Source organism: Desulfovibrio subterraneus (assembly GCF_013340285.1).
Classification (GTDB): Bacteria; Desulfobacterota; Desulfovibrionia; order Desulfovibrionales; family Desulfovibrionaceae; genus Halodesulfovibrio; species Halodesulfovibrio subterraneus.
In genome coordinates this window covers 1459070-1482432 of the sequence record NZ_BLVO01000013.1, presented here as the reverse complement: position 1 = coordinate 1482432, position 23363 = coordinate 1459070, and the positions used below count along the sequence as shown (strand labels likewise).

Sequence of the window (23363 nt, the reverse complement as noted above, 5' to 3'; positions counted from 1 at the left end):
ATACGGCGGTGATCCCTGCAGCCTTTGCGTGTCAGGGATGGTCCGTGGGAAGCGGATAAAGTGATCAAGCAGATGAATCAGACAGGGGGAGAGAATAAGCGGGCGAACAGGGTTGGATGCGTATCGTTTGGCGATGAGGACGTTGCTGCCTGAACTATTGCAATCGATATGGTATCAGCGAGTTACGTGCGACAAAAGCGCTGTGGCGGGAAGGTGTTGTTTGCTGTTGTTGCGCAAAGCTTACATCATGTTACGCATTTCACATATCGGGGAAGAAGAGGGGCGATGGAATAAATGACAGCCACCTTTCATAACAGGTGGCTGTCGGGGGATACTTTTAGGATTCGCCATTATCGGCGTTGAGAAATGTTTCCAGATTGGTGCTGGAATTCAGCAGTCCGAGCTTACGCCGGATGCTGTAGCGGTGGGTGGAGATAGAGCTCGGGGCAAGGTTCAGAATGTCGGCTATGTCTTTGGTCTTCTTGCCCTGCCGTATGAGGTCGGCAATGCGCGACTCCTGCGGGGTAAGGTCCAGATACTTGGCAAACAGGGTTTTAGAGGCGGGAGAAACCGCCTTCTGCAGAGCATCTTCCAGAAAGTTGACCGTTTCCAGCACACCAGTATCGGATGTCTGGCTTTTTATCATTTCCACATACGGGACAACGTACTTCTTGATGTTCACGAGGATGGATTCTTCAAGAGCACGCTTTTCCGCATCTCTGGCTTCAAGCAGGCTAGTCAGGGCCTTGTTGGCATCCTGCAGGTGGTCTGATTTCTGCTGCAGCTCTCTTTCCGCCATTTCACGGGTGGCCACTTCCTTCCCGAGTTTCTCGGTGTGTGCCTCCACCGTCTTTTCCATCTCACGGCTTTTCTGATCGCGCTTTTTCTCTTCCGCCGATTTGTGCAGCGCTATCTTGACGGCGGAAAGGATGTCGCTCTGTTTGAACGGCTTGAGTATGTAGCCGAGCGGCTCGGCCGACTTGGCCCGGTCAAGCAGGGAATTATCGGAATAGGCGGTCAGGAAGACGGAAGGAATTCCGAACTCGGTTCGGAGTTTGATGGCAAGGTCAATGCCGTCCGGGTTGCCCTTGATCTTGATGTCCATCAGGGCCAGATCCGGCGAGCATCCGGCAAGCACCTCCATGGCGTTTTTTGTGGAGCGGGCAATTCCGCATACCGTATAGCCTTCAGACTGGAGAATTTCCCGTATGGAAAGTGCCACCAGTCGTTCGTCTTCAACAATCAGTATGTTGCAATTACTCATCGTCCTGTTCTCTCTGGCTTTCGCATTCCGGTGTGCTCCAGGTGATTTTCCAGAACGCTCCGGCTTTTCTTTCTAATTGTATATTGCCTTCAAGTTGTCCTTCTACGAGCTCGCGCACTAAGAGAAGTCCCAGTGTGGCGGATTTGTCCCAATCCACCTCGCCCTTGAAACCGACGCCGTTATCATAAATCCACAGTTCGTACCGTTGGCCGTCAACATCTTTGAGATGTATGCCGACCGTGCCGGACGAGCGGCCTGGAAAAGCGTATTTCAGGCTGTTCGATACCAGTTCTGTTACGACAAGGCCGCACGCGATGGCGTCTTCCACTGAAAGGACGACATTGTCCGCCTTTATCTCGATTTTCACCCTCTGGTCGCGGCGGTACATGTCGGAAAGATATTGCACCAGCTTTTCCGCATAGGTCTGAAAGTCGATGTGGGCAATGGTATCCGACTGGTAGAGCAGCTCGTGAACCAGCGCAATGGATTGCACCCTGCTGCCTGCGGTATTGAAAGCCTCCAGAGTTTCCTGATTCTGCAGCTTGTTCTGCTGCAAAAGCAGCATGCTGGAGATAACCTGCAGGTTGTTTTTGACCCTGTGGTGAATTTCTCTGAGCAGCAGCTCTTTTTCTTCAAGAGTTTTCTGAATTGTCCTGCGATCTTCTTTCTGCTCCAGAATAACCATTTCGAGGTCTTGTTTTGACTGGTCAAGGGACTGGTTGAACTGGTTGATCCTTTCATATTGCATTTTGTGGTTCTGCATGACGAGCATGACGCAGACAACAATGCCGCAGCCGATGAGGATGAAGTAGATGAAGATGTTGATGAGGTGGTTTCTGGGATCGGCATAATGGCGCGCAATGTCGGGCAGGGCGAGCTCTGTGCAGAAGAGGCCAGTGACGACCAGTATGATGAAGGCCATGAGGGAGTATTTGCGCCACCCTTCGAGAATCAGCGATACGGTGACTATGAAATGCAGCGCAATAAGGGGAGCCACTCCGGCCACGCCGCAATACATGAACCATGACTGCAGCAGAATGGCCAGTTCCAGCAGGACATAATAAATGGTATAGTCCCTGTAGTCCCCGGTTTCCCGTGATTTTCCGTAAAGCCAGAAATAGGCAACCGTGACAGAAAGGCCGAAGGCAAAATTGTTTTCACGCCTTGCCTGCCCGAGAAAGGTATCTGCGCAGAAGATCAGGAGCGAAGTGAGAATGCCGGAAAAGGTGATGGCATTGAAGATCTGGCTGGGCAGAGAAAATTCGTGAGAAGAGCCCAGTATGATCTCTATGAGACTCTCTTCCCTGTCTTTGGACTTGATGTCTTCGTCAGCCAACGCTGTGCTCCTGTGTATGGATCATTGCCCGAAATGCATGTTCGGGGTGCTTATTAACAGTATTGCCTCGGGCAGACGGGCATTGTCCAGCCTGTCGTGCTGCCGCGGCAGCCTGAATGGTGCGTCCGGAACTGCTGTTTTTTGCGTGCAGGGTGCAGGCACTGCGAGCCACAACCCATATATTCTTCCTGCAAAAGATGCTGAGGTGTGCCGGACACAGTGCTATTATGTATCGATTAGCGTATTGGATAGAGATATGGCAGCGTCTTCAGGTTAGGGGCAAGGCCGACGATGCTCCGTCTGCGGTTCGAAAATGCCGGATGCACGCCGTGCCCCACGCCGCCGCGGAATACATAGCAAGTCGGAAAGGTGAGAGCAACTACTCACAGAATGTATTGCAGGCGATATCGCCTGCTGGATTTGCGGACTGAGCAAAGGGGGGCTGCTGTTGGCAACCAGTGCTTCCCCTTCATGTATGAAAAAGAAGAAAGCCCCATGAACTGGGGCTTTGCGTGCAGTGGCGGAAGCGTATAGGAGTCGAACCTACCGGGGACATCTCTGCCACCCCACCGGTTTTGAAGACCGGGCGCAACACCGGTTACGAAACGCTTCCTTCCTGTGTATTGAGGAAATCCTCAAGGGTCGGGAATGTCTAGCAGGTTTTATAATAACCGGCAAGCAACTTGCGCGATTTGCGCAGAGAAGGTGTACCTGTTTGAGAATTCATAAATTTTCGGTACTCTTCTCATTGTCAAATGGCGCGCTACGCCTTAATAGTAACAATCCAAGCTAAGAAATTGTCCGAAACGAAACTCGGAGGCATAGACTCTTGAATCAGTTTTCACGGAATTTGGTATTGTGGGCCGTCATCTCCGTCTTAATGGTGGTCCTGTTCAATCTCTTCAGTCAGCCGCAGACCCCGCAGGGTAAGGTAAGTTATTCCGAATTCCTGCAAATGGTCGATGGCGGTCAGCTGGCAGAGGTTGACATACAGGGGCAGAAGCTTTCGGCCAAGCAGCAGGATGGTTCCACCATCGTGACATTTGCTCCCGAAGATCCTCAGCTGGTCGAACGTCTTCTTTCGCACGGTGTTCGCGTGAACGCCCAGCCGCAGGAAGATGCTCCCTGGTACATGACCCTGCTCGTATCGTGGTTCCCCATGCTGCTGCTTATCGGCGTGTGGGTGTTCTTCATGCGACAGATGCAGGGCGGGGGCGGGAAGGCCATGTCCTTCGGTCGTTCCCGTGCGCGTCTTATCTCGCAGGAGCAGACCCGCGTCACCTTTGATGATGTGGCAGGCGTGGATGAAGCCAAGGAAGAACTCACCGAAGTGGTCGATTTCCTCTCCAATCCCAAAAAATTTACCCGTCTTGGCGGCCGCATTCCCAAGGGCGTTCTGCTCGTGGGACCTCCCGGTACCGGCAAGACTCTGCTGGCCCGCGCTGTTGCGGGTGAGGCCGGAGTGCCTTTCTTCTCCATCTCCGGTTCCGACTTCGTGGAAATGTTTGTCGGCGTCGGTGCCTCCCGAGTGCGCGACCTGTTCGTGCAGGGCAAGAAGAATGCTCCCTGTCTTATCTTCATTGACGAAATCGATGCCGTGGGCCGTCAGCGCGGTGCCGGTCTCGGCGGTGGTCATGACGAACGTGAGCAGACGCTGAACCAGCTGCTGGTGGAAATGGACGGCTTCGAATCCAACGAAGGCGTCATTCTCATCGCCGCAACCAACCGTCCCGACGTTCTGGACCCTGCATTGCTGCGCCCCGGCCGTTTTGACCGTCAGGTGGTGGTTCCCACCCCCGACCTGAAGGGCCGCAAGCATATTCTGGAAGTGCATGCCAAGCGTACCCCCCTTGCCAAGGACGTGAACATGGAAGTTCTGGCAAAGGGCACCCCCGGTTTCTCCGGTGCCGACCTTGAAAACCTTGTGAACGAAGCTGCCCTGCAGGCCGCCAAGAACAACAAGGATCAGGTCAACATGTATGACTTTGAAATGGCCAAGGACAAGCTCCTCATGGGTAAGGAACGCCGCAGCCTCGTGATGAGTGATCACGAAAAGCGCGTTACCGCATATCATGAAGGCGGTCATGCCCTTACTGCCATTCTGCTTCCGGAAACCGATCCCGTGCACAAGGTATCCATCATTCCCAGAGGTCGTGCTCTCGGCGTAACCATGCAGCTGCCTGAAGGCGACCGCCATGGCTACTCCCGCACCTATCTGGAAAACAGCCTTATCGTGTTCCTCGGTGGTCGCGTGGCTGAAGAACTTATCTTCAACGAAATCACCACCGGTGCCGGCAACGATATCGAGCGCGCCACCAAGATGGCCCGCAAGATGGTGTGTGAATGGGGTATGTCCGATGCCATCGGTCCCATGAACATCGGCGAACAGGGCGAAGAAGTATTCATCGGCCGCGAATGGGCGCATTCCCGCAACTACAGCGAGGAAACCGCACGTCTGGTGGACGCTGAAGTGAAGCGGATAATGGAAGATGCGCGTCTGCATGCCCGCAAGCTGCTCGAAGAAAACATCGATGCGCTGCACAAGATTGCCGATGCCCTGCTTGAGCGTGAAACCATCAGCGGTGCAGATATTGATCTGCTTATGGCCGGAAAGGAACTTCCGCCTGCCGAGGTGGTAGCTGCTCCTGTCGCTCCGGAGCCGGAACGCGACAGCTTAGCCAAGGCTGCCGCTACATACCGCGAGACGCAGGCTTCCGGTTCCCGTCCTGTTGCTTCTCCGGCGGCTGAACGTGAAAAGACTTCCGGCGGCGACTTCACCCTTGAAGAAGAGTCACCGCAGGACAAGGGCAACAGCGAGGACGGAGAAAAGCGTTGATGCTCTCCCCGGTAGAATGGAAAATCAGAGGGGGCAGGTCGTTAGGCCCTGCCCCCTTTCTCGTATTCGGCATCGTGAATGTGACCCCCGACTCTTTTCATGACGGGGGGCAGTACATGCAGCTCGATCAGGCTCTCGCCCATGGCCGGATGCAGGCGGAAGCCGGAGCGCATGTTCTGGATATCGGCGGAGAGTCCTCCCGTCCTTTTGCTGCCCCTGTGTCTCTGGAAGAGGAGAAGGAGAGGGTGGTACCGGTCGTTGAAGGGCTTCGTGATCTGCACTGTGTCAACGGTATGCCGTGGGCGCTGTCCGTAGACACCTACAAGGCTGGCACTGCAGCCGCCGTGCTTGAGGCCGGAGCACAGATCATAAACGATATTTCCGCATTTGCCTTTGACCCGGCTCTGCTTGACGTGGTTGCGCAATACAAGCCCGGTTACATTCTCATGCACAGCCTTGGCAGACCCACCGAGATGCAGAAGGCTCCTGAATATGGAAATGTGGTTGAGGAAATTCTGGACTTTTTCGAGAAAAAACTGAAAGAATTAACCACAGCGGGCGTACCGGAAGACAGAATAATGCTTGACCCCGGCGTGGGGTTCGGCAAGACGCTGGAACACAACCTCGCAATTTTGCGGGGTATGGACAGATTCGCTTCGCTCGGTCTGCCTCTTATGGCAGGAATATCCAATAAATCCATGTTTGGCATGTTGTGCAATGCTCCTGCGGGGCAACGGCAGAATGCCACTCAGGCTGCCACAGCCATTCTGGCCGCTCGCGGCGTGTTTGCCCACAGGGTGCACGACGTGGCTATGACGGTGCAGACCCTGCAGGTGGCGCAGGCTTTGGCAATGTAAGGGACGCTACCGGCGACGGATAACGATTAACATACCCGAGGGGCGGCTGCGGTATGCTGCAGATTGGCGATATAAGTGTAGGCTGGCGCGATATAGTAGATATCGGGCTGGTCACCCTGCTTTTCTATCGGATAATTCTGATGGTCAAAGGCACGCGCGCCGTCTCGGCCATTTACGGGCTCCTGCTCGTTCTTGTGGTCTATTTCGTCTCCGAAGAAGTGGGTTTGTATACCCTGCACTGGCTGCTCGCCAACTTCCTCAGTTCCATATTCCTCGTCATCATTGTGCTCTTTCAGCGCGACATACGCAGGGCGCTCACCGAAATGGGGGCGCGCGGTTTCTGGCGCAAGAAGGTGGTTGAAGACGACCTGCTCAACGAGGTTGTCGGCGCGGTGCTCAGCATGGCCCAGCGACGTGTGGGCGCGCTGGTGGTTCTTGAGCGGAACGTGCCGCTTGGCGATACCGTTGAGCGGGGCATTCCGCTTGAAGCCAAGGTGACCAAGGAACTGCTCATTTCCATTTTTCAGACATCCACTCCGCTGCATGACGGAGCCGTGGTGGTCCGTGGTGGCAGGCTTGCCGCGGCAGGGTGCATTCTGCCCCTTGCCGTTTCGCCGCAGGACCGTCCCGAATACGGCACGCGCCACCGTGCCGCCATGGGCATAACCGAAGAGAGTGATGCCGTGGCTGTTGTGGTATCGGAAGAGCGCGGGGCGGTTACCGTGTCCATCGGCGGCAAGCTGACAACGGCGCTGGACGCCACGAGACTCAAGCGCGTGCTGCGCAATGCTCTGGAGCGATGATCATGCGCGGAAACTGGCAATATTTCCTGCTTGCTCTGCTTATGTCATGTACCCTGTGGTACATGGTCTCCGGCCGTGAAGAAGTGGAAGCATGGGCCACCTTGCGCATCGAGATGAAGGGTATGCCCTCCAATCTGGTCATCATGAACGGCCTTGAGCCGACTGTTGACGTGCGCGTGCGTGCCCCCAAGGGCCTGCTGAGAGGGCTCAATGAACGCAACCTTGCTTATTCGCTCGATCTTTCTGCCCTGACTCCGGGGCTGAACGTCATGAATATTCTTCCCGAGCATGTGCCTCTCGGCAACGCCTATGAGGTGGTCGAGATGCGTCCTTCAAGGCTGGCGCTGAACGTGGATGCCATTGAGGTGCGCGAGGTTCCGGTCCGCATTCAACTTGCGGGCGCACTCCCTCCGGATATCCGCGTGTCGCGGTCCACAGCATCACCTGAAGCTGTCAATCTTCGCGGCGCGTCGACGCTGCTGGCAAAGGTGAAGCAGGTGGACGTGATAGCCACTGTGCCGGAAGTGACCGAGGCAGGCGTGGTGGAAGTGACGGGTGTAGTTGACCCGCCGGACGGACTGGAGGCGAATCCTCCTCAGGTCAAGGTGGGTATGCTGCTCGGCATCAAGACAGTTTCCAAGACGGTTACCCGGAATGTGGAAATCAATGCACCGGACTGGGTGAAGGTGAGTGTCAAGTCGCGCAAGGTCAATCTGCGCCTTGAAGTGCCGGAATCCAAAAGCCGTAAAGAAGGCTTGTTTGACGAGGTGAGGGTGGAATTGGTCGTTCCGGAATCGCTTGAACCCGGGGCGCACACGCTTCCGTATCGGCTGTATCTGCCGGAAGGGGTCTGGCTCAAGTCTGCCGAGCCGAGCACCCTTACCGTGACAATTGGCACCAGATAGCGTAGTGCTGCCGCTGCCGCGCGTCTGTTGCGCGCCGAAGCCGGAAGTGGTCCGGCTGCGAGATTTTTCAATGAGGATATGAACTGATGGGAAAACGGCTGTTTGGTACTGACGGACTGCGCGGTCAGGTAAATGTGTATCCGATGGTTCCCGATATCGCCCTGCGTCTGGGCCTTGCTGCGGGTACCTTTTTTCGCAATGGAAAAAAGCGTCACCGTGTGGTGATAGGCAAGGATACCCGCCTTTCCGGATATATTTTTGAAACGGCTCTCACCTCCGGTCTTTGCGCCGCAGGTATGGATGTTTTTCTCGTGGGCCCGCTGCCCACCCCCGCCATTGCCTTTCTTACCCGCAACATGCGGGCGGACCTTGGCGTTGTCATTTCCGCATCGCACAATCCCTTCATGGATAACGGTATAAAGTTTTTCGACAGGCAGGGCTTCAAACTGCCCGACGAGTCGGAAGACGCCATTACCGATATGGTCCTCAACATGGATCACCAGTGGGATTATCCTGCACCGGAGCGGGTAGGGCGCGCCTATCGTATCGAAGATGCCCCCGGCCGCTATATCGTGTACCTGAAGAACAGCTTCCCCAGCCATCTCACGCTGGACGGTATGCGTATCGTGCTCGACTGTGCACATGGTGCAAACTACCGTGTGGCACCTCTTGCCCTTGAAGAATTGGGCGCGGATGTCATCAAGATAGGTGTTTCTCCTGACGGCGTGAACATCAATCAGCAATGCGGTTCGCTGTATCCGGGTGTTGCCGCCGAGAAGGTTGTGGAACACCGGGCCGACATCGGACTTGCGCTGGACGGCGATGCCGACCGCCTCATTGTGGTGGACGAAAAGGGCCAGGTGCTTGATGGCGACCAGATCATGGCCATCTGCGCGCAGGATATGATGGAGCGAGGTGTGCTGCCTAATAACACGCTGGTTTCCACAGTCATGAGCAACATGGCTCTTGAAGTCTTCATGAAGGAACGCGGCGGCAACCTGCTGCGTACCTCGGTGGGTGACCGGTACGTGGTGGAAGCTATGCGCCGTGAAGGTGCGGCCATGGGCGGCGAACAGTCCGGCCACCTCATCTTCATGAATTATGGAACCACAGGCGACGGCCTGCTTGCGGCTCTGCAGCTTTTGCGTATCATGAAGGAAAGGGAAAAGCCTCTTTCCGAGCTTGCCGGCTTGCTGCAGCTGTTCCCGCAGGAGTTGATCAACGTGCACGTGCGCAGGAAAATTCCCTTTGAACAGAGTCCCGAACTCATGGCTGCCAAAGCCAAGGTGGAAAAGGAGCTGGGCGACAGGGGACGTGTGCTGTTGAGATATTCCGGAACAGAAGCAGTGTGTCGCGTCATGGTGGAAGGCGAGCATCCTGAACAGGTTAGCCGTCTTGCTTCCTATCTGGCAGAGGCTGTACAGGCGAACTTGAAGTAGTTTCGACCGTCATCCGATTTTCCGCAAAGGAGTGCTCTCAATGAATATTCGCAAAGTCGTGATTCCTGTTGCAGGCTGGGGAACCCGTTCGCTTCCTGCCACCAAGAATATCCCCAAGGAAATGTTGCCCGTCTACAACAAACCTGCGGTGCAGTATGTCGTTGAAGAAGCTATCCGCTCCGGTATGAGTGATACGGTCTTTGTCACCAACCGTGACAAGAAGATCATTGAGGATCATTTTGATCACAACCTGCAGCTTGAAGGGGTGCTGGAGCGGGCAGGAAAAACAGCCATGTTGCAGACCATCCGCGAAGTGGCAAGCATGGTGAACATTATTTCCATCCGTCAGAAGCAGCAGCTCGGACTTGGGCATGCGGTGTTGTGCGCAAAGCATGTCATAAGCGAAGAGGCATTCGGCGTCATGGTGGGTGATGACCTCATGTTCGGCATGGAACCGGGACTCAAGCAGTTGCTGGACGTTGCCGTTGCCGAACGGTTGCCCGTGGTTGGCGTTATGGAGGTTGAGCCGGACAAGGTCAGCCGCTACGGTATCGTATCGGGAGAGGAAATCGCTCCGGGAACGTACCGTGTTACCGATCTCGTTGAAAAGCCCGCAGTCAACAAGGCGCCTTCACGTCTGGCGATAGTTGGACGCTACATCCTGACGCAGGATATCTTCCCCGCTCTCGAAAATACTCCTCCCGGTGCCGGAGGCGAGATTCAGCTTACCGATGCTCTGAAGACACTTGCCCACGGCAGGGGACTGCTTGCCGTCAAGATCCGGGGCATGCGTTTTGACGTGGGAGATTGGGCTGAGTACCTTACGGCCAATATCTATTTCGCCCTGCAGGATGAAGAAATACGGGATGATCTGGTGAAACAGCTTAAACCGCTCCTGCCTTGGAATTGTTGATGCAAGCGGGCGGCCGTCAGGACCGCCCGCTTTTTTTCCGGCCTGCGGATTCGTTTTCTGTGTCTGCTGTCTTTTTTTGCCTCTTTTCTTTTTTCCGGTGAGTCTGCATGTCTACGCTTCTTTCCATAGCTCTGCTCAGCCCCCCCTATACTAACCTGACATACGCCCGACCGGCTTGGTTGCCCGGTTCGCTATGGCAGACAGGCATGCGCGTTGCCGTGCCGTTGGGTAAATCCGGAGGATTGCGGGTGGGGGTCGTCATGGATGCCGATGCGCCGCAGGCACCGGAAGGCGTCGAGATCAAGGAAGCCATGTGGCCCCTTGAGAGGGTGCCGCTTCTTACGCCGGAATATCTCGAAATGGTGCGTCAGCTTGCCGTGCGGCATCTGTTGTCTGCGGGTGAAGTGCTTGGCAGTCTGCTGCCCGCCGGTCTGCGCACATCACAGGTACGCCTGCGCGTGCTGGGCAGTGGTAAGCCGAGAACGCTGTACCTGAAGGAAGTGGCCAAAGCCTCGCTTCCTGAACGCACGCATCTGGGTGAGGCATGGGCTACCGGTAACGTGGAAGTGCTCGATGCGGGCTTTGACGCTGAGGTACAGGAAGTATGCGTGGTGACGCAGGACCCGCCGTGGCCCGTGCGCCCTTCCGCCAAACGGCAGATTGAGGTGCTGGAGTATCTCTGGGACAACGGAGCCGTGTCCCGCAAGATTCTGCTTGGTCAATGCGGTGCTCAGGCCTCGCAGGCACTCAATGCACTTGCCGAGAGAGGTCTCGTTGCTGTGGGGCCGCTGGAGTCGCTCTCTTCTCTTGCCTGTTCGTGTCCGGTGCAGACTGAGGAAGATGCCGATGCACTGCTCCCCATGCACGATGCCGGATTCGTGCTGACCCCTGCGCAGCAGGAGGCGGTTGACGAGTTTACAGGTGCGCTGGATTCGGAATTTCCTGAAACCCGTTTGCTGTTCGGCATTACAGGCAGCGGCAAGACGGCCGTATACCTTGAACTGGCCGCAAGAACCTTGCAAAGAAGAAAATCCGTCCTGCTGCTGGCACCGGAAGTTGCCCTGGCCTGCAAGCTTGAACGGGCTGTGCGCGCTGCCCTCGCCGGCAGTGATGTATTTTTGTTCCATGGGTACCAATCCGCAGCCGAGAGAGAACGTACGTTCAGAGCGCTGGCGTCGCGTGAAGCTCCCTGCATTATCATAGGCACCCGATCAGCCCTGTTCCTGCCGGTCCCGCAGCTTGGGGCTCTTGTGCTGGACGAGGAACACGACGGTTCCTTCAAGCAGGATGAGCGGCTTGTCTATCAGGCCAAGGAAGTTGCCCATTTCCGCATGCAGCAGGTGAAGGGCTTGCTGGTGCTCGGTTCGGCCACTCCGGATATCAAGACCTTTCATGCTGCCCGTCAGGGACTTATTCCTCTTGCCCGTCTTGCTGAGCGGGTGGGGGGCGGCACTCTTCCCGATGTTGAACTTGTTGACATAAAGGGGCTTTCCCCTTCAGATGGTCTGCTGGCCCCAAAGAGCCTTGCCGCGCTGAAAGACGTGATTTCGAAAGGTGAGCAGGCCGTTATTCTGCTGAACAGACGCGGGTATGCACCACTCATGTACTGCCTTGACTGCGGTACCGTTGCACGCTGCCCGCATTGCGAGATAGGCCTGACCTACCATAAGGGACGAGAGCGGCTAGTCTGCCACTACTGTGGATACGCGACTCCCTATCCGGTTACGTGTTCCTCGTGCAAGGGGCTGCATTATCTGCCCATGGGCGAAGGAACCGAGAAGCTGGAAGAGGGCCTGGTGCATGCGTTGCCGCCCGGCACAAAGGTGCTCCGGCTGGACCGGGATTCAACCCGTCGTCCGGGGCGGATGGAAGCTATTCTGGAAGCCTTCGGCAAGGGAGAGGCACAGGTTCTGGTGGGCACGCAGATGCTGTCCAAAGGGCATCATTTTCCTAACGTCACCCTTGCCATTATCGCTGATGGGGATCTGGGGCTGAATCTGCCCGACTACAGGGCTGCCGAGCGCACGTTCCAGTTGCTTGTGCAGGCTTCGGGGCGTGCGGGGCGGGGCGAGAAAGCCGGAAGGGTGTTCATACAGACCCGTGACCCTGCCCATTACTGCTGGGAATTCGTCCGCAGCGCGGATTACGAAGGATTTTTCGACGAAGAAATTCGCAGACGCGAGCGGCGCAGGTACCCGCCCTTCGTGAAGCTGGCGCTTGTACGGGCAAGCTTCCCCATTGACTGGGAGCCGGGAGCGGGATGGCTTGACAGTCTGACGCTTCTTGCCCGTGAAAAGGGTAAGGCTTCCGGGGTACTCGTGCTTGGGCATACTCCGTCTCCGCTGCCTTTGCTCAGAGGGCGCAAGCGGTTTCAGTGGGCCTTCAAGGGGCAGGACTGGACAAGCATACGGAGCGTGTTTCATGAAATGCGTGTGGCTGCTCCCAGAGACGGTAAGCTACGTTTGGCGCTGGATATTGATCCTGTGAACATGTTATAAATAGTGTAGTACAATATTTCGGATGGCCGCGTGCGCGCGGTATTGTCCGGGAGGAGACCATATGATCTGGATGATAGGAAAGTGTAAGGAATGCCCGATGTTCTGGTCCGATGAGGCAGGGCACTGTGGTGCTTCATTTGTGGGTGGAGGAGAGCGAAACCGGCTGGTTTCTGAGGAAATGGCTGCGACCGGGCGGCCCGAGTGGTGTCCGCTTGAGCCCGCGGGTATGGTTGTTCAGGAAGCAGGAAGCGCCGAAGAGGTTGTCTGCGAAAACTGCTCCGATGTGCTCGTATATGAGTGCGGAGGGTGTCCCTTCTTTTTTGAAACGAATAAGCCGCGTTGCAATGTCGCCAACCCCAGAGCCCGTCCTATCATGACGGACGATCCGCGTCCTTTCTGGTGCGCATTGCGCAAGGAAGGCGTGATTATGCGTCGTCGTTCCAAATGATGAAATATAATGGTTTCCGCGTTGCTAACTTTGTACTGAAGCGTTATAGTTGACGATATAATAGTGGAATGTTGTACGAAATGAGTTTGGGACTCGTTTCGGACGGTTGAGATTCTGGGAGTACCAATGGCCAACGAAGCAATAGAAATCCTCGTTGTGGATGATGAGGAAATGGTTCGTGAGAACCTGGAAGCCTATCTGGAAGATGAAGGCTTTGTTGTCCACACTGCGGGAAGCGGGGAAGAAGGGCTTGAGGTACTTGCCGGGATAACCCCCCATGTGGGGATTATCGATATGCGGCTGCCCGGTATGAGCGGCAATGATTTCATAATCAAAGCGCACGAGATCAAACCGGAACTCAAGTATCTGATCCACACCGGATCAACCAACTACAAGCTCCCTCTGGAGCTCATGCATATTGGTGTGACGCGGGATGAAATATACATCAAGCCGTTGCAGAATATGGATGATCTTGTGGTGGGTATTTATCGCATTCTCGGAATGAATAGGTGATGCCGTGGCGCGTTCCTGTAAAGGCACCATTCTGGCTATTGATGATGAAACCATCGTGCGGCAGAGTTTGGCGGCTTTTCTGGAGGACAGCGGCTACAGGGTAATTCAGGTAGCCAATGGTCGCGACGGGCTGGATGAATTTGAACGGCAGTCGCCGGACCTGGTGCTCATAGACCTGCGTATGCCCGGAATGGACGGCCTGGAGGTGCTGAGCACGCTATCTTCGCGTGCTCCGGATGTGCCTCTCGTCGTGGTGTCCGGCACAGGCGTTATCAGAGACGCCATCGAGGCTTTGCGCCGGGGGGCGTGGGACTACATCACCAAACCCATTCACGATCTCAGTTTCCTTGAATATGTTGTTGAGAAGCTCTTGGATCAGGCGCGTATACGCCGTGAGAAGAAGGACTACCAGAACCATCTTGAAGGCGAAGTAGCAGCACGGACGGCCGAGCTGGAACAGGCCCGGGACGAGGCTGAATCCGCCAGCAAAGCCAAGTCGCAGTTTCTTGCGAATATGAGCCACGAACTGCGCACGCCGTTGAACGGCATTATCGGACTTACCGATCTTCTTCTTGGTGGCGATGCAACAACAGAGCAGATCGAATATCTGCAGATGGTCAAACAGGCAGGGCGCGAGCTTCTTGCCATCGTCAACAATCTTCTCGACATGTCCAGCATAGAGGCTGGCCGCCTTGTGCTCAGAGAATCCGCCTTCACTGTCCGCGAGACCCTTTCCGATGTTCTCAAGGTTCTTGATGTGCAGGCCCGCTGGAAGAACCTGCGTCTGGAATCATACGTGGATGAGAATGTCCCCGAGGTTGTGACCGGAGACTCCGGTCGCCTTAAGCAGGTGATAAGCAACCTTGTGGTCAACGCGATCAAGTACACCCAGCGGGGCGGGGTAACCCTGCACGTGCATATGACCGGCAGTCGCAGAAACGAATACAAACTGGCATTCGTGGTTCGGGATACGGGGGTCGGAATTCCTGCAGACAAGCTCGAATATGTGTTCGAACCATTCTCGCTTGCCGAGAGCTTCATGACCAAGAAGTATGGCGGAGCCGGACTGGGACTGTCCATCTCACGAGAGATAGCGCGCAAGATGGGGGGAGATATTCAGGTAGAGAGCGTGCCGGGGCAGGGCAGTTCCTTCTCCTTTACCGCCAGTTTCCGCAAGGCGGGCAAGGACGATGAAGCCGGTGAGATAGAAGGTATGCCTGTCATCCGCGGTCTTGGGCGCCCCTTGCGCATTCTGCTGGCCGAGGATGACATCATCAACCGCAAGCTGGCTCTGTATTTCTTCGAGAAGCAGGGCCACGAAGTGGTCTGCGTCAATAACGGTGTGGCCGTGCTGGAGGCCATGGTGAAAGAGAAGTTCGATCTCATTCTCATGGACATTCAGATGCCCGATATGGATGGTGTTCAGGCCACCCGTGCTATCCGCGAATCGCACAGTCCCGATGTCAACAAGAGCATTCCCATTATCGCCATGACCGCGCACGCCATGAAGGGCGATCGCGAGCGTTTTTTGGACGCAGGTATGGATGAATACATATCGAAGCCTGTTGATTTTACGTTGCTGGTATCATTAGTTGAGCGTGTGCTTGCGAAACAATGAGTGTGACTGTTGCTTTTTTGTGAACCTTACTTCATTTTTTCCGTAAAAGTGCCCTCTTGCGTATTGCCTAAGTGAGAGTGTTCCTATTATAACCCCGAAAGTTTGTCTGTAGGAGGAAGCCGCCCGCACCCGCTGCGTTGCCAGCAAGCGAGGGAAAATGGTGCTGCGGCTCTGTAATGTTGCCTGATGGCTGTAGGGGACGGCTGGCGATCTGCGTTATTCGGCGAAGTGCGTTTTGCCGGGGGAAGGCAGGTGATGGCCCGATTTATCGGGTCTAACGATGCCATGCGTCATCGGGCGAGAACTTAAGGGGTACCCATGAAGCGACATTTCATTTCTGTTGCCGCTGTCTTGATGTTTGTTCTCGCGGGAATTTCTTCCGCATCTGCTTCCGGTTTTGCCTTGTATGAGTATAGCGCCCGAGGGAATGCCCTTGGCGGTGCCGTTGTGGGCCGCGCAGATGATCCTGCCACCCTTGCCACCAACCCCGCGGGTATCACCCAGCTGGAAGGTACGCAGGTTGCAGCCGGTGCCTCCTTCATCATGCCCAACATGGACGTTTCTCTTAACGGCAATCAGGTGCATGGGCAGAACAACGTGTGGATTCCGCCGCACTTTTATCTCACTCACAAGTACAACGATAAGTGGGCATTCGGCGTAGGCATTTACAGCCGTTTCGGTCTCGGTACCGAGTTTGATGCTGACTGGCCGGGCCGTTACAATGTGACCGAAGCCCTGATCCAGTCTTATTCCATCAACCCCAACGTTGCCTACAAGGTGACTGACAAGCTCTCCTTGTCCGTTGGTGTTGAATACATTGACGTGAAGCTGGATATCCAGAAGAAGGCAAACCTTTCTCCCTATGGCCTTGATGATATGCTCAGCCAGACCAAGGCTGAAGGCGCCGGTTATGCCCTGACCCTTGGCCTGCTGTATCAGATCAATGACCAGTGGAAGTTTGGTGCAGGTTACCATAGCCAGGCCGAAATCAATGCTCACGGTGATCAGTCCTTTACGCCCAATGTTACTCTCGCACCTGGTGTCGCTTTTGCGGATACCAACGTGTCTGGTTCCGTTGTTCTGCCTGACATGCTTAATCTTGGTCTGACCTACTACCCGATCAAGGACCTGAGCATCGAAGTGGGTGGCACGTTGACTCGTTGGTCCACCTACAACGAACTGCGCTTTGAGTTCGATGATCCGGTTGGTGGCAACCTGTCTTCCACCTCCGTCAAGGACTGGAAGGACGTATGGCGCTACAACATCGGCGTGGAATACAAGGCTCTGGATTGGCTGACCCTGCGTTGCGGGTACACCTACGATGAGTCTCCGCTCAATTCCAATCACCTTGACTACCTCATTCCCGGTAACGACCGTCAGCTTTACAGCGCCGGTCTGGGCTTCAACTGGAAGGACTGGACTCTTGACCTTTCCTACACCTACCTGTGGATGAAGGGCCGTGACTACGGTGATGTTATTGATAGTGCCTCCTCCAAGGTTACTGTTGACTCTCATGCCAAGAATGCCCGTACCGACATCTACGGCATCACCATCGGCTATAAGTTCTAGGCTGATTTGTTCTTGCTTTTCAGGCCGGTTCAGGTGCATTCCTGAACCGGCTTTTTCATTGTAAGGAAGTATCATGCAGATAGTGCTTTTCGAACCCGAGATTCCGCCGAATACCGGCAATGTCGCCCGCCTGTGCGCGGCCACGCAGACTCCCCTGCATCTCATCGAGCCTCTGGGGTTCAGTCTTGACGACCGTTACCTCAAGCGCGCAGGGCTGGATTACTGGCCCCATGTGCAGGTTCGCGTGTGGTCCGATTGGGAAGCGTATCTTGCCGGTGGCGGCGCAGGTAAACGGCACGTGCTCACCAGCGCGCGCAGGGGCGGGGCCGTGCATACCTTCCCGTTCACTACGGATGATGCTCTTGTGTTCGGTCCGGAGACCAGAGGCTTGCCGGAATCCTTGCTCGAAAGGTATCCTGACCATCTGCGCATTCCCATATGGGGAGAGGTGCGCAGCCTCAACCTGTCCACAGCCACGGGCATTGTGCTCTATCAGGCGTATGCCTCTCTTGGCATGCTGGACGGTCGCTGAGTATGTCGTTTGCGCCATTCGTATCGGACACATGGGCAGTGAGCCTGCCGGTTCTTGCGCTTGGCCTCGACCTTGCGTTCGGCGACCCCCGCACTCTGCCGCACCCCGTGCAGGCCGTGGGCTGGATGCTGGACCGCCTTGAACGGCTTGCCCGCAGGGCAGGTGCTTCAAGGCTGACCGGAGCCCTGTGTCTCGGTGCGCTTCTTTCGATTACCGGGCTTGCCGTATGGACCCTGATCGGGATTCCCTATGTGGGGATCGTGTTTTCCCTTTATCTGGCGTGGACCGGACTGGCACTGGGCAGCCTGCTCCGCGAATGCCGTCTGGCGGCCGCAGCCGTTGCTGGCGAGGATATCGGAGCTGCACGGGCTGCCGTGAGCATGCTGGTCAGCCGCGACCTTTCGCAGGCTGATCAGGGCGAGCTGTACAGGGCTCTTGGCGAAACACTGTCCGAAAATTTCAATGATGGTTTCGTGGCACCGTTTTTCTGGCTGGTGCTGGGAGGGCCGCTCGGTCTGTGGCTGTACAAGGCGGTTTCCACCACCGATTCCATGTGGGGCTACAAGACTGAGCGCTGGCGTTCTCTCGGCTGGGCCGGTGCCCGTCTGGATGACGTGCTGGCGTATGTTCCGGCCCGTCTTTCTGCGTGTATGCTGGCCGTATCCGCACCCTTGGCGGGCGTAGGTTCGGGAATGCCGTTGCGGGGCCTCTGGCACAATGTTGCGCGCGATGCAGGCCAGATGGAAAGCCCTAATGCAGGGTGGCCCATGGCCATGGCAGCGTGGCTACACAGGCGCACCATGGGCGGGGCGACATGGTATTTCGGGCAACTGAAGGAAAAGCCCGTGCTTGGACCGCGCCCCTGTGATGCGGGCATAGCCGGAGCCAGAACGTGGGATGCTGCCGGTATCGAAGCTCTGCTGCGGCATGTGCGTATTGCAGCCGTGCTTGGCGGGGTGCTTCTCTGGCTGGTGGTATTGTTGTAACCGATTAATTTCGACTGCTTCGGGCCAGATAGATTCCGGCCAGATAGATTCGGGCCAGATAGCTTCAGGCCCGTCTACTCCTGCATCGAATCCGCCAGCGCGCGTCCTGCCGCCTGTCCCGATGCCCATGCCCAGTGCAGATTGAACCCGCCGAGCTGGCCTGTCACATCCAGCACCTCTCCCGTGAAATACAATCCCTTTATGCGACTGCTTTCCATGGTTTTTGAAGATACTCCGGACGTGTCCACGCCACCGCCGGTGACTTCGGCGCGCTTCATGCCTTCGGTCCGCGCAGGCGTGACCGTGAAGCCGTGAACACGTTGTATCAGGTGTTCCGTATCCTGCCGTGAAAGCTGTGCTATCTGCTTGTCCGCCAAAGATTCGGGGAGCAAGGCTTCGGCCAGTCGGCCGGGGAGCAGCCGTCCCAGAAGGGTGCGCACGAGCGGTTTACCGCCTGCGTGTTCAAGTTCCTGTTCCAGTTGATGGCCGGGCAGGAAGTCGATGACAATGGGCATGTCCTTGTGCCAATGACAGGACGCATGCAGAACCACTGGGCCACTGATGCCCGTGTGAGTGAAGAGCAGGTTTTCCGTGAAGCGTTTGCCGGCACACTCGATGGTGGCCGGTACCGCTATGCCGGAAAGTCCCTCAAGCGCCCAGCCCTTGGGCATGGCAAAGGGTACAAGCGCAGGGTAGGGCGCAATGATGGTATGCCCGAACTGTTTCGCAATTCTGTGTCCCAGATCGGTGGCACCAGCCTGCGGCCATGCGGGGCCACCCAGCGCGACCACAAGATTGCGGGATTGTATGGGCGCGTCATCCGTATGAACGGTGAACAGCCCGTCCGCGTGCGTTACCGATGCAATGGTGTGGCGCAGTCGCCATTCCACGCCATGTGCGGAGCAGACGTCCTCTATGGCTGCCGCAAGTTCATCTGCGCTGCGCAGGCAGAACAGCTGGCTGTGTTCGCGTTCTTCCCAGTCTATGCCGTGTGCGGAGAGAAATTCCACCATGTGCCACGGAGAAAAGCGGGCGAGGGCGGACTTCACGAAATGGGGGTTGCGGCTGATGTAGTCCGCGTGGGTAACTTCCAGATTGGTGAAGTTGCACTTGCCGCCACCGGCAATGCGTATCTTCTTTCCGGGGCGTTTTGCATGGTCGACAATGCACACGGAAAGTCCGCGTGATGCGGCTGTATGGGCACACCACATGCCGGAGGCTCCGGCACCGAGAATGACTGCGTCGAATATTTTCATGCTGTCCTTTCGATCTGAAAAAGAGTACTGCGGGCGTAACGCTGGCGGGTGAGTACCCTTTCCCCTGCATATTGTCCATGCCGCGAACAGGGCCGTGCCGTTTGCACGCGTCGGGTGCTACGCCTTATTCACAACCTGACGCGCAGCCGGATGCGCAACGCCCAGTTCCTGCTCAGATTCAACACCGGAGATTCCCATGCCACTACTACCAGCACCATCCTACACCATGTATTTTCCCTTTACCAACGGGCACGTGCAGACCCTGTATCCGCCCCTGTTCCGTAAGGTTGATATTGTTGAGGCAGAGCGCGTGCGCATAGCCACGCCCGATGATGATTTTCTTGATCTGGATTTTCTGCCTGCCACCTCAGCGCCGGATACAGACGGGGCTGAGGCCGTTTCTGCACGGCCTCTGGTCGTTGTCTCCCACGGGTTGGAAGGACATTCCCGCCGCAAGTATGTGCGCGGTATGGCAGCCTGCATGAACGCCGCCGGATGGGATGTGTGCGCATGGAACTTCAGGGGATGCAGCGGTGAAACAAACCGCACTCTGCGCATGTATCACAGCGGTGTTACGGACGATCTGCATACGGTTATCGAGTTCTGTGCCGGACGTGGCTATTCACGCATTGGTCTTGCCGGTTTCAGCATGGGTGGCAACCAGATTCTCAAATATCTTGGCGAGAATCCGTCCGCCGTGCATCCGGCTGTGGTGGCTGCCGCAACCTTCTCGGTTCCCTGCGATCTGACGGGGGCGGCCAAGGTGCTGGATAAGCCTTCCAATGCCATTTACATGCGGTATTTCATGCGGACCCTGAAGGAGAAGATGCGTCAGAAAAAGGCGCTGTATCCTGACCTGAATATCGACGGACTGGATGGCATGACAACCTTCGGCGAGTTCGACAACCAGTTCACCGCTCCTATCAACGGGTTCCGTGATGCCGAAGATTACTGGCAGCGGAGCGGTTGCGGCCAGTACCTTGCCGGTCTGCGACTTCCTGCCTTACTGATGAATGCGAAGAATGATCCCTTTCTCAGCCCTTCCTGCTACCCCATCCATATGGCACGGCAGAGCGATTATCTGCACCTGCAGATGCCGGTAACGGGCGGGCATGTCGGGTTCATACGCCAACATGAGGACGGGTATTACTGGTCCGATCTGCGTGCTGTGGAGTTTCTGCGGCAGTACCTGTAGAGCGGGTGTGGCTCACTCTTGAGAGCAAACAAGAAATCCCCCTGACCATTAGTGGCAGGGGGATTTTTTTGAGAGCGTAGTGGAAGCTAGTTGGCGCGTGATTCCTCGGCAGGGATGGAGGCAAGCAGGGCTTCCTGATCAATGGAATGAGACTGTTCGACAAATTCCTGACAGCGGCAGCCGGACTGGGCAATCTGCATCAGTATGCGCTGGTAGCTATCCAGATCTTCTTCGGTGAGCTTGTAGATGAAGCCGTACCGTTCCAGCATATTCAGCAGTTGCAGAGAAGAACCTGCGATAAGCTTGTATTCTGCGATCATGGCATGCCGCAGATTCATATCCGTTACTTCCTGCATGCGGGCCTCGCCCAGTTCCTGACGCATGCGTTCCAGCATTTCAAATTGTTCCAGCAGTCCGGAAGATTCTGACTTCATGGTTTCCCCTCTGCGGCGACCGGATTGCGGCAAGCCGTCTGGTGTCGGTGGAGTGTCGGTAAAACACCCTTGTGGGGAACATGAAGCAACGATCAGGCCATGTTTGTAATGTGCTGTTTTTATGAGTTAAAAACTTAGTCCGTTCCGTTTGTGCCGGAATATTGGCAGCAACCACCCGGTGCATTGGCCAGACCTGTTGATCCGGTAGGCTGCATCGGTACGCTAGACAGTCTTTTCAGCCGTTCTGCGGTTAAGGAATGCGCGGCGCGCGGCATCAACAAGCATGGCAATGAAGAAGCATACAGCGGCCACGGCAATGATGGACGCACCGGATGTGATGTCGAACTGGTACGAGATGGCAAGTCCGCCAAGGCAGAACATAATGCTCCAGCCGATGGCGCGTATCATCATGCCTGCGAGGGAGCGGGCATTGCGCTGCGCCATGAAGGGGGGAATGGTAAGCAGTGCGATGACCAGAATAAGGCCCACCACGCGGATGATCATGACCACGGTGAGAGCCGCCATGCCCACCATCAGGCAGTGCAGAAACGTGACGGAAAGTCCGCGTACGCGGGCGAACTCGCGGTCGAAGGAGAGCAGCAGCAGGCCGGGGTACAGGTAGCAGGTGACGGCTATGACAAGCACATCCAGCGCCGCCATGAGCCAGAGGTCCTGCACCGGCACAGCGAGGATGGAGCCGAAGAGAAAGCTCATCAGGTCCACGTTGTAGCCGGGGGTAAGGTCCAGAAGAATGATGCCGAAGGCCATGCCCGCAGCCCAGAGCACGCCGATGGCCGTGTCTGCCTTTTCCTTGTAACGCAGGGATATGCCCGCCATGAGCATGGAGGCGCCGAGCGAGAAGCCGACCGTGCACGGCAGAACGGGCAGGCCGAAGAAGAAGGCAAGGCCTACCCCGCCGTACGCAGCGTGCGCCACGCCTCCTGCCAGAAAGACCATCCGGTTGACCACAACAAGGCTGCCCACAATGCCGCAGGCTATGGAGGCAAGAATGCCTGCAAGGATGGCATATTGCATGAAATCGAAACTGAGCATCTGCCACATCAGGCGTTCCTCCCGGTATTACCTTCGGTAGTGCCTGTTACGGCGGTGGTTCCGTGGTCCGCAGATTCGGTATCAAGATGCGGCGGTTCCATGGTTCCCACGTCCGGGAACAGGTTCGAGACGGAATTGATGAAGGAGCCCATGGGGCAGGTGGGTTCGTGCGTGCCGTAGAGCATGGCGAGAAGGTCCTGTGTCAGCGCATTGCCGGATGCATAGTGCAGGGAGCGGTTGACCACGGCCATGCCTGTGAAGGGCGATGCCGCTATGGACAGGTCATGGCTGACCACGATGGTGGTGATTTCGCGGGGCAGCGATGCCAGAAACTCGTAAAAGCAGAATTTGCCCTGCGGGTCTATGTTGGCTGTCGGTTCGTCCAGCAGGAGCAGGTCGGGGTCGCCCATCAGCGCGCGTGCCACGATCACCCTCTGTCGCTGCCCGCCGGAAAGATCATGCAGTCTGTAATGTTCGCGTCCGTCCAGTCCCACCATGTGCAGGGCATTGCGGGCCTTGTCCACATTGCCGCGCGAGCGTTTCCAGTGTGCGGAAAAGATGTTGCTCGTGGCGTTCATGGCGCCGAGCAGCACAACATCCAGCACGGTGATGGGAAAGTTGTCCTGTGTGGTGGTATATTGCGGAACATAGCCTATGCGGTGGCGCACTCTGGCAGGTGCCTGCCCGAACACGCTTACCGTGCCTGCCTGCGGTGAGAGCAGGCCTAGAATGCACTTGATGAGCGTGGTCTTGCCACCGCCGTTGGGACCTAGAACGGCAATATAGTCACCCCTGTTGACGGAAAGGTTCACGTCTTCCAGCACCGGGCTTCCGTTGTAGGCAAAATTGAGGCCGGATATGGAGAGTATCTGTTCGGACATAAGCTGCATGTATACCGTGCGTTTCAA

At 56.3% G+C, this 23363-nt stretch carries 20 protein-coding genes and 1 tRNA gene; 14 read left to right on the top strand and 7 right to left on the bottom strand.

Translation table 11 applies throughout. From position 1 onward, the window contains the following. Positions 1-337: 337 nt before the first annotated feature. The 3 genes from HUV30_RS13780 to HUV30_RS13770 all read right to left on the bottom strand — a co-directional run bounded on the left by HUV30_RS13780 (position 338) and on the right by HUV30_RS13770 (position 3213). On the bottom strand, positions 338-1264 hold the full coding sequence (locus HUV30_RS13780; protein ID WP_174405997.1) for a response regulator: 927 nt from the start codon (positions 1262-1264) through the stop codon (positions 338-340). Next, the gene (locus tag HUV30_RS13775) at positions 1257-2600 is read right to left on the bottom strand and encodes a sensor histidine kinase (RefSeq protein ID WP_174405996.1); all 1344 of its coding nucleotides are present in this window, start codon (positions 2598-2600) and stop codon (positions 1257-1259) included. The genes HUV30_RS13780 and HUV30_RS13775 overlap by 8 nt, the downstream gene beginning before the upstream one ends. 518 nt (positions 2601-3118) lie before the next feature. Further along, a tRNA-Sec gene (locus HUV30_RS13770) sits at positions 3119-3213 on the bottom strand. A 216-nt stretch (positions 3214-3429) separates the two neighbouring features. Here HUV30_RS13770 and ftsH point away from each other — a divergent pair. The 13 genes from ftsH (at position 3430) to HUV30_RS13705 (ending at position 18517) form a co-directional block, all read left to right on the top strand. After that, the gene (ftsH, locus tag HUV30_RS13765; protein WP_174405995.1) at positions 3430-5436 is read left to right on the top strand and encodes an ATP-dependent zinc metalloprotease FtsH; all 2007 of its coding nucleotides are present in this window, start codon (positions 3430-3432) and stop codon (positions 5434-5436) included. After that, the gene (folP, locus tag HUV30_RS13760; RefSeq protein ID WP_174405994.1) at positions 5436-6293 is read left to right on the top strand and encodes a dihydropteroate synthase; all 858 of its coding nucleotides are present in this window, start codon (positions 5436-5438) and stop codon (positions 6291-6293) included. Before ftsH ends, folP begins: the two co-directional genes overlap by 1 nt. A gap of 53 nt (positions 6294-6346) precedes the next feature. Next, positions 6347-7096 carry a diadenylate cyclase CdaA gene (cdaA, locus tag HUV30_RS13755; protein ID WP_174405993.1) on the top strand — a complete coding sequence of 250 codons (750 nt, stop codon included), beginning with the start codon at positions 6347-6349 and terminating at the stop codon, positions 7094-7096. A 2-nt stretch (positions 7097-7098) separates the two neighbouring features. Then, positions 7099-8001, top strand: a complete 903-nt coding sequence (locus HUV30_RS13750) for a CdaR family protein (RefSeq protein WP_174405992.1) — start codon at positions 7099-7101, stop codon at positions 7999-8001. A gap of 86 nt (positions 8002-8087) precedes the next feature. After that, entirely contained in the window at positions 8088-9440 is a 1353-nt protein-coding gene (gene glmM, locus HUV30_RS13745; RefSeq protein ID WP_174405991.1) for a phosphoglucosamine mutase, read from the top strand. 40 nt (positions 9441-9480) lie between these two features. Continuing rightward, complete coding sequence (galU, locus tag HUV30_RS13740) at positions 9481-10353, top strand: UTP--glucose-1-phosphate uridylyltransferase GalU (protein WP_174405990.1); 873 nt, start codon at positions 9481-9483, stop codon at positions 10351-10353. A 107-nt stretch (positions 10354-10460) separates the two neighbouring features. Then, positions 10461-12851 (top strand): replication restart helicase PriA, encoded by a 2391-nt coding sequence (priA, locus tag HUV30_RS13735; protein ID WP_174405989.1) that lies wholly within the window; start codon positions 10461-10463, stop codon positions 12849-12851. A 61-nt stretch (positions 12852-12912) separates the two neighbouring features. Continuing rightward, a complete protein-coding gene (locus HUV30_RS13730) occupies positions 12913-13299 on the top strand; it encodes a hypothetical protein (protein WP_174405988.1) in 387 nt (128 codons plus the stop codon). A gap of 126 nt (positions 13300-13425) precedes the next feature. Further along, positions 13426-13812, top strand: coding sequence for a response regulator (locus HUV30_RS13725; protein WP_174405987.1), 387 nt, complete (start codon positions 13426-13428; stop codon positions 13810-13812). 4 nt (positions 13813-13816) lie between these two features. Next, a complete protein-coding gene (locus tag HUV30_RS13720; RefSeq protein ID WP_174405986.1) occupies positions 13817-15430 on the top strand; it encodes a response regulator in 1614 nt (537 codons plus the stop codon). A gap of 318 nt (positions 15431-15748) precedes the next feature. Next, a complete protein-coding gene (locus HUV30_RS13715; protein ID WP_174405985.1) occupies positions 15749-16999 on the top strand; it encodes an OmpP1/FadL family transporter in 1251 nt (416 codons plus the stop codon). Between the two features lie 73 nt (positions 17000-17072). Beyond that, the gene (locus HUV30_RS13710; protein ID WP_174405984.1) at positions 17073-17531 is read left to right on the top strand and encodes a tRNA (cytidine(34)-2'-O)-methyltransferase; all 459 of its coding nucleotides are present in this window, start codon (positions 17073-17075) and stop codon (positions 17529-17531) included. Between the two features lie 2 nt (positions 17532-17533). Continuing rightward, the gene (locus HUV30_RS13705; protein WP_174405983.1) at positions 17534-18517 is read left to right on the top strand and encodes a CobD/CbiB family cobalamin biosynthesis protein; all 984 of its coding nucleotides are present in this window, start codon (positions 17534-17536) and stop codon (positions 18515-18517) included. Positions 18518-18591: 74 nt separating this feature from the next. Here the strand turns inward: HUV30_RS13705 and HUV30_RS13700 are convergent, their stop codons facing one another. Beyond that, complete coding sequence (locus tag HUV30_RS13700) at positions 18592-19773, bottom strand: BaiN/RdsA family NAD(P)/FAD-dependent oxidoreductase (protein WP_174405982.1); 1182 nt, start codon at positions 19771-19773, stop codon at positions 18592-18594. 196 nt (positions 19774-19969) lie between these two features. Between HUV30_RS13700 and HUV30_RS13695 the strand changes: the two genes are divergently transcribed. Then, entirely contained in the window at positions 19970-20968 is a 999-nt protein-coding gene (locus tag HUV30_RS13695) for a YheT family hydrolase (protein WP_174405981.1), read from the top strand. 86 nt (positions 20969-21054) lie between these two features. On the opposite strand, the gene HUV30_RS13690 is transcribed toward HUV30_RS13695, so the two are convergent. From HUV30_RS13690 to HUV30_RS13680, 3 genes are all read right to left on the bottom strand, one after another. Continuing rightward, the gene (locus HUV30_RS13690) at positions 21055-21402 is read right to left on the bottom strand and encodes a hypothetical protein (RefSeq protein WP_174405980.1); all 348 of its coding nucleotides are present in this window, start codon (positions 21400-21402) and stop codon (positions 21055-21057) included. 222 nt (positions 21403-21624) lie between these two features. Then, positions 21625-22464 carry a metal ABC transporter permease gene (locus HUV30_RS13685; protein ID WP_174405979.1) on the bottom strand — a complete coding sequence of 280 codons (840 nt, stop codon included), beginning with the start codon at positions 22462-22464 and terminating at the stop codon, positions 21625-21627. Further along, on the bottom strand, positions 22464-23363 hold the full coding sequence (locus HUV30_RS13680; protein WP_243452180.1) for a metal ABC transporter ATP-binding protein: 900 nt from the start codon (positions 23361-23363) through the stop codon (positions 22464-22466). The genes HUV30_RS13685 and HUV30_RS13680 overlap by 1 nt, the downstream gene beginning before the upstream one ends.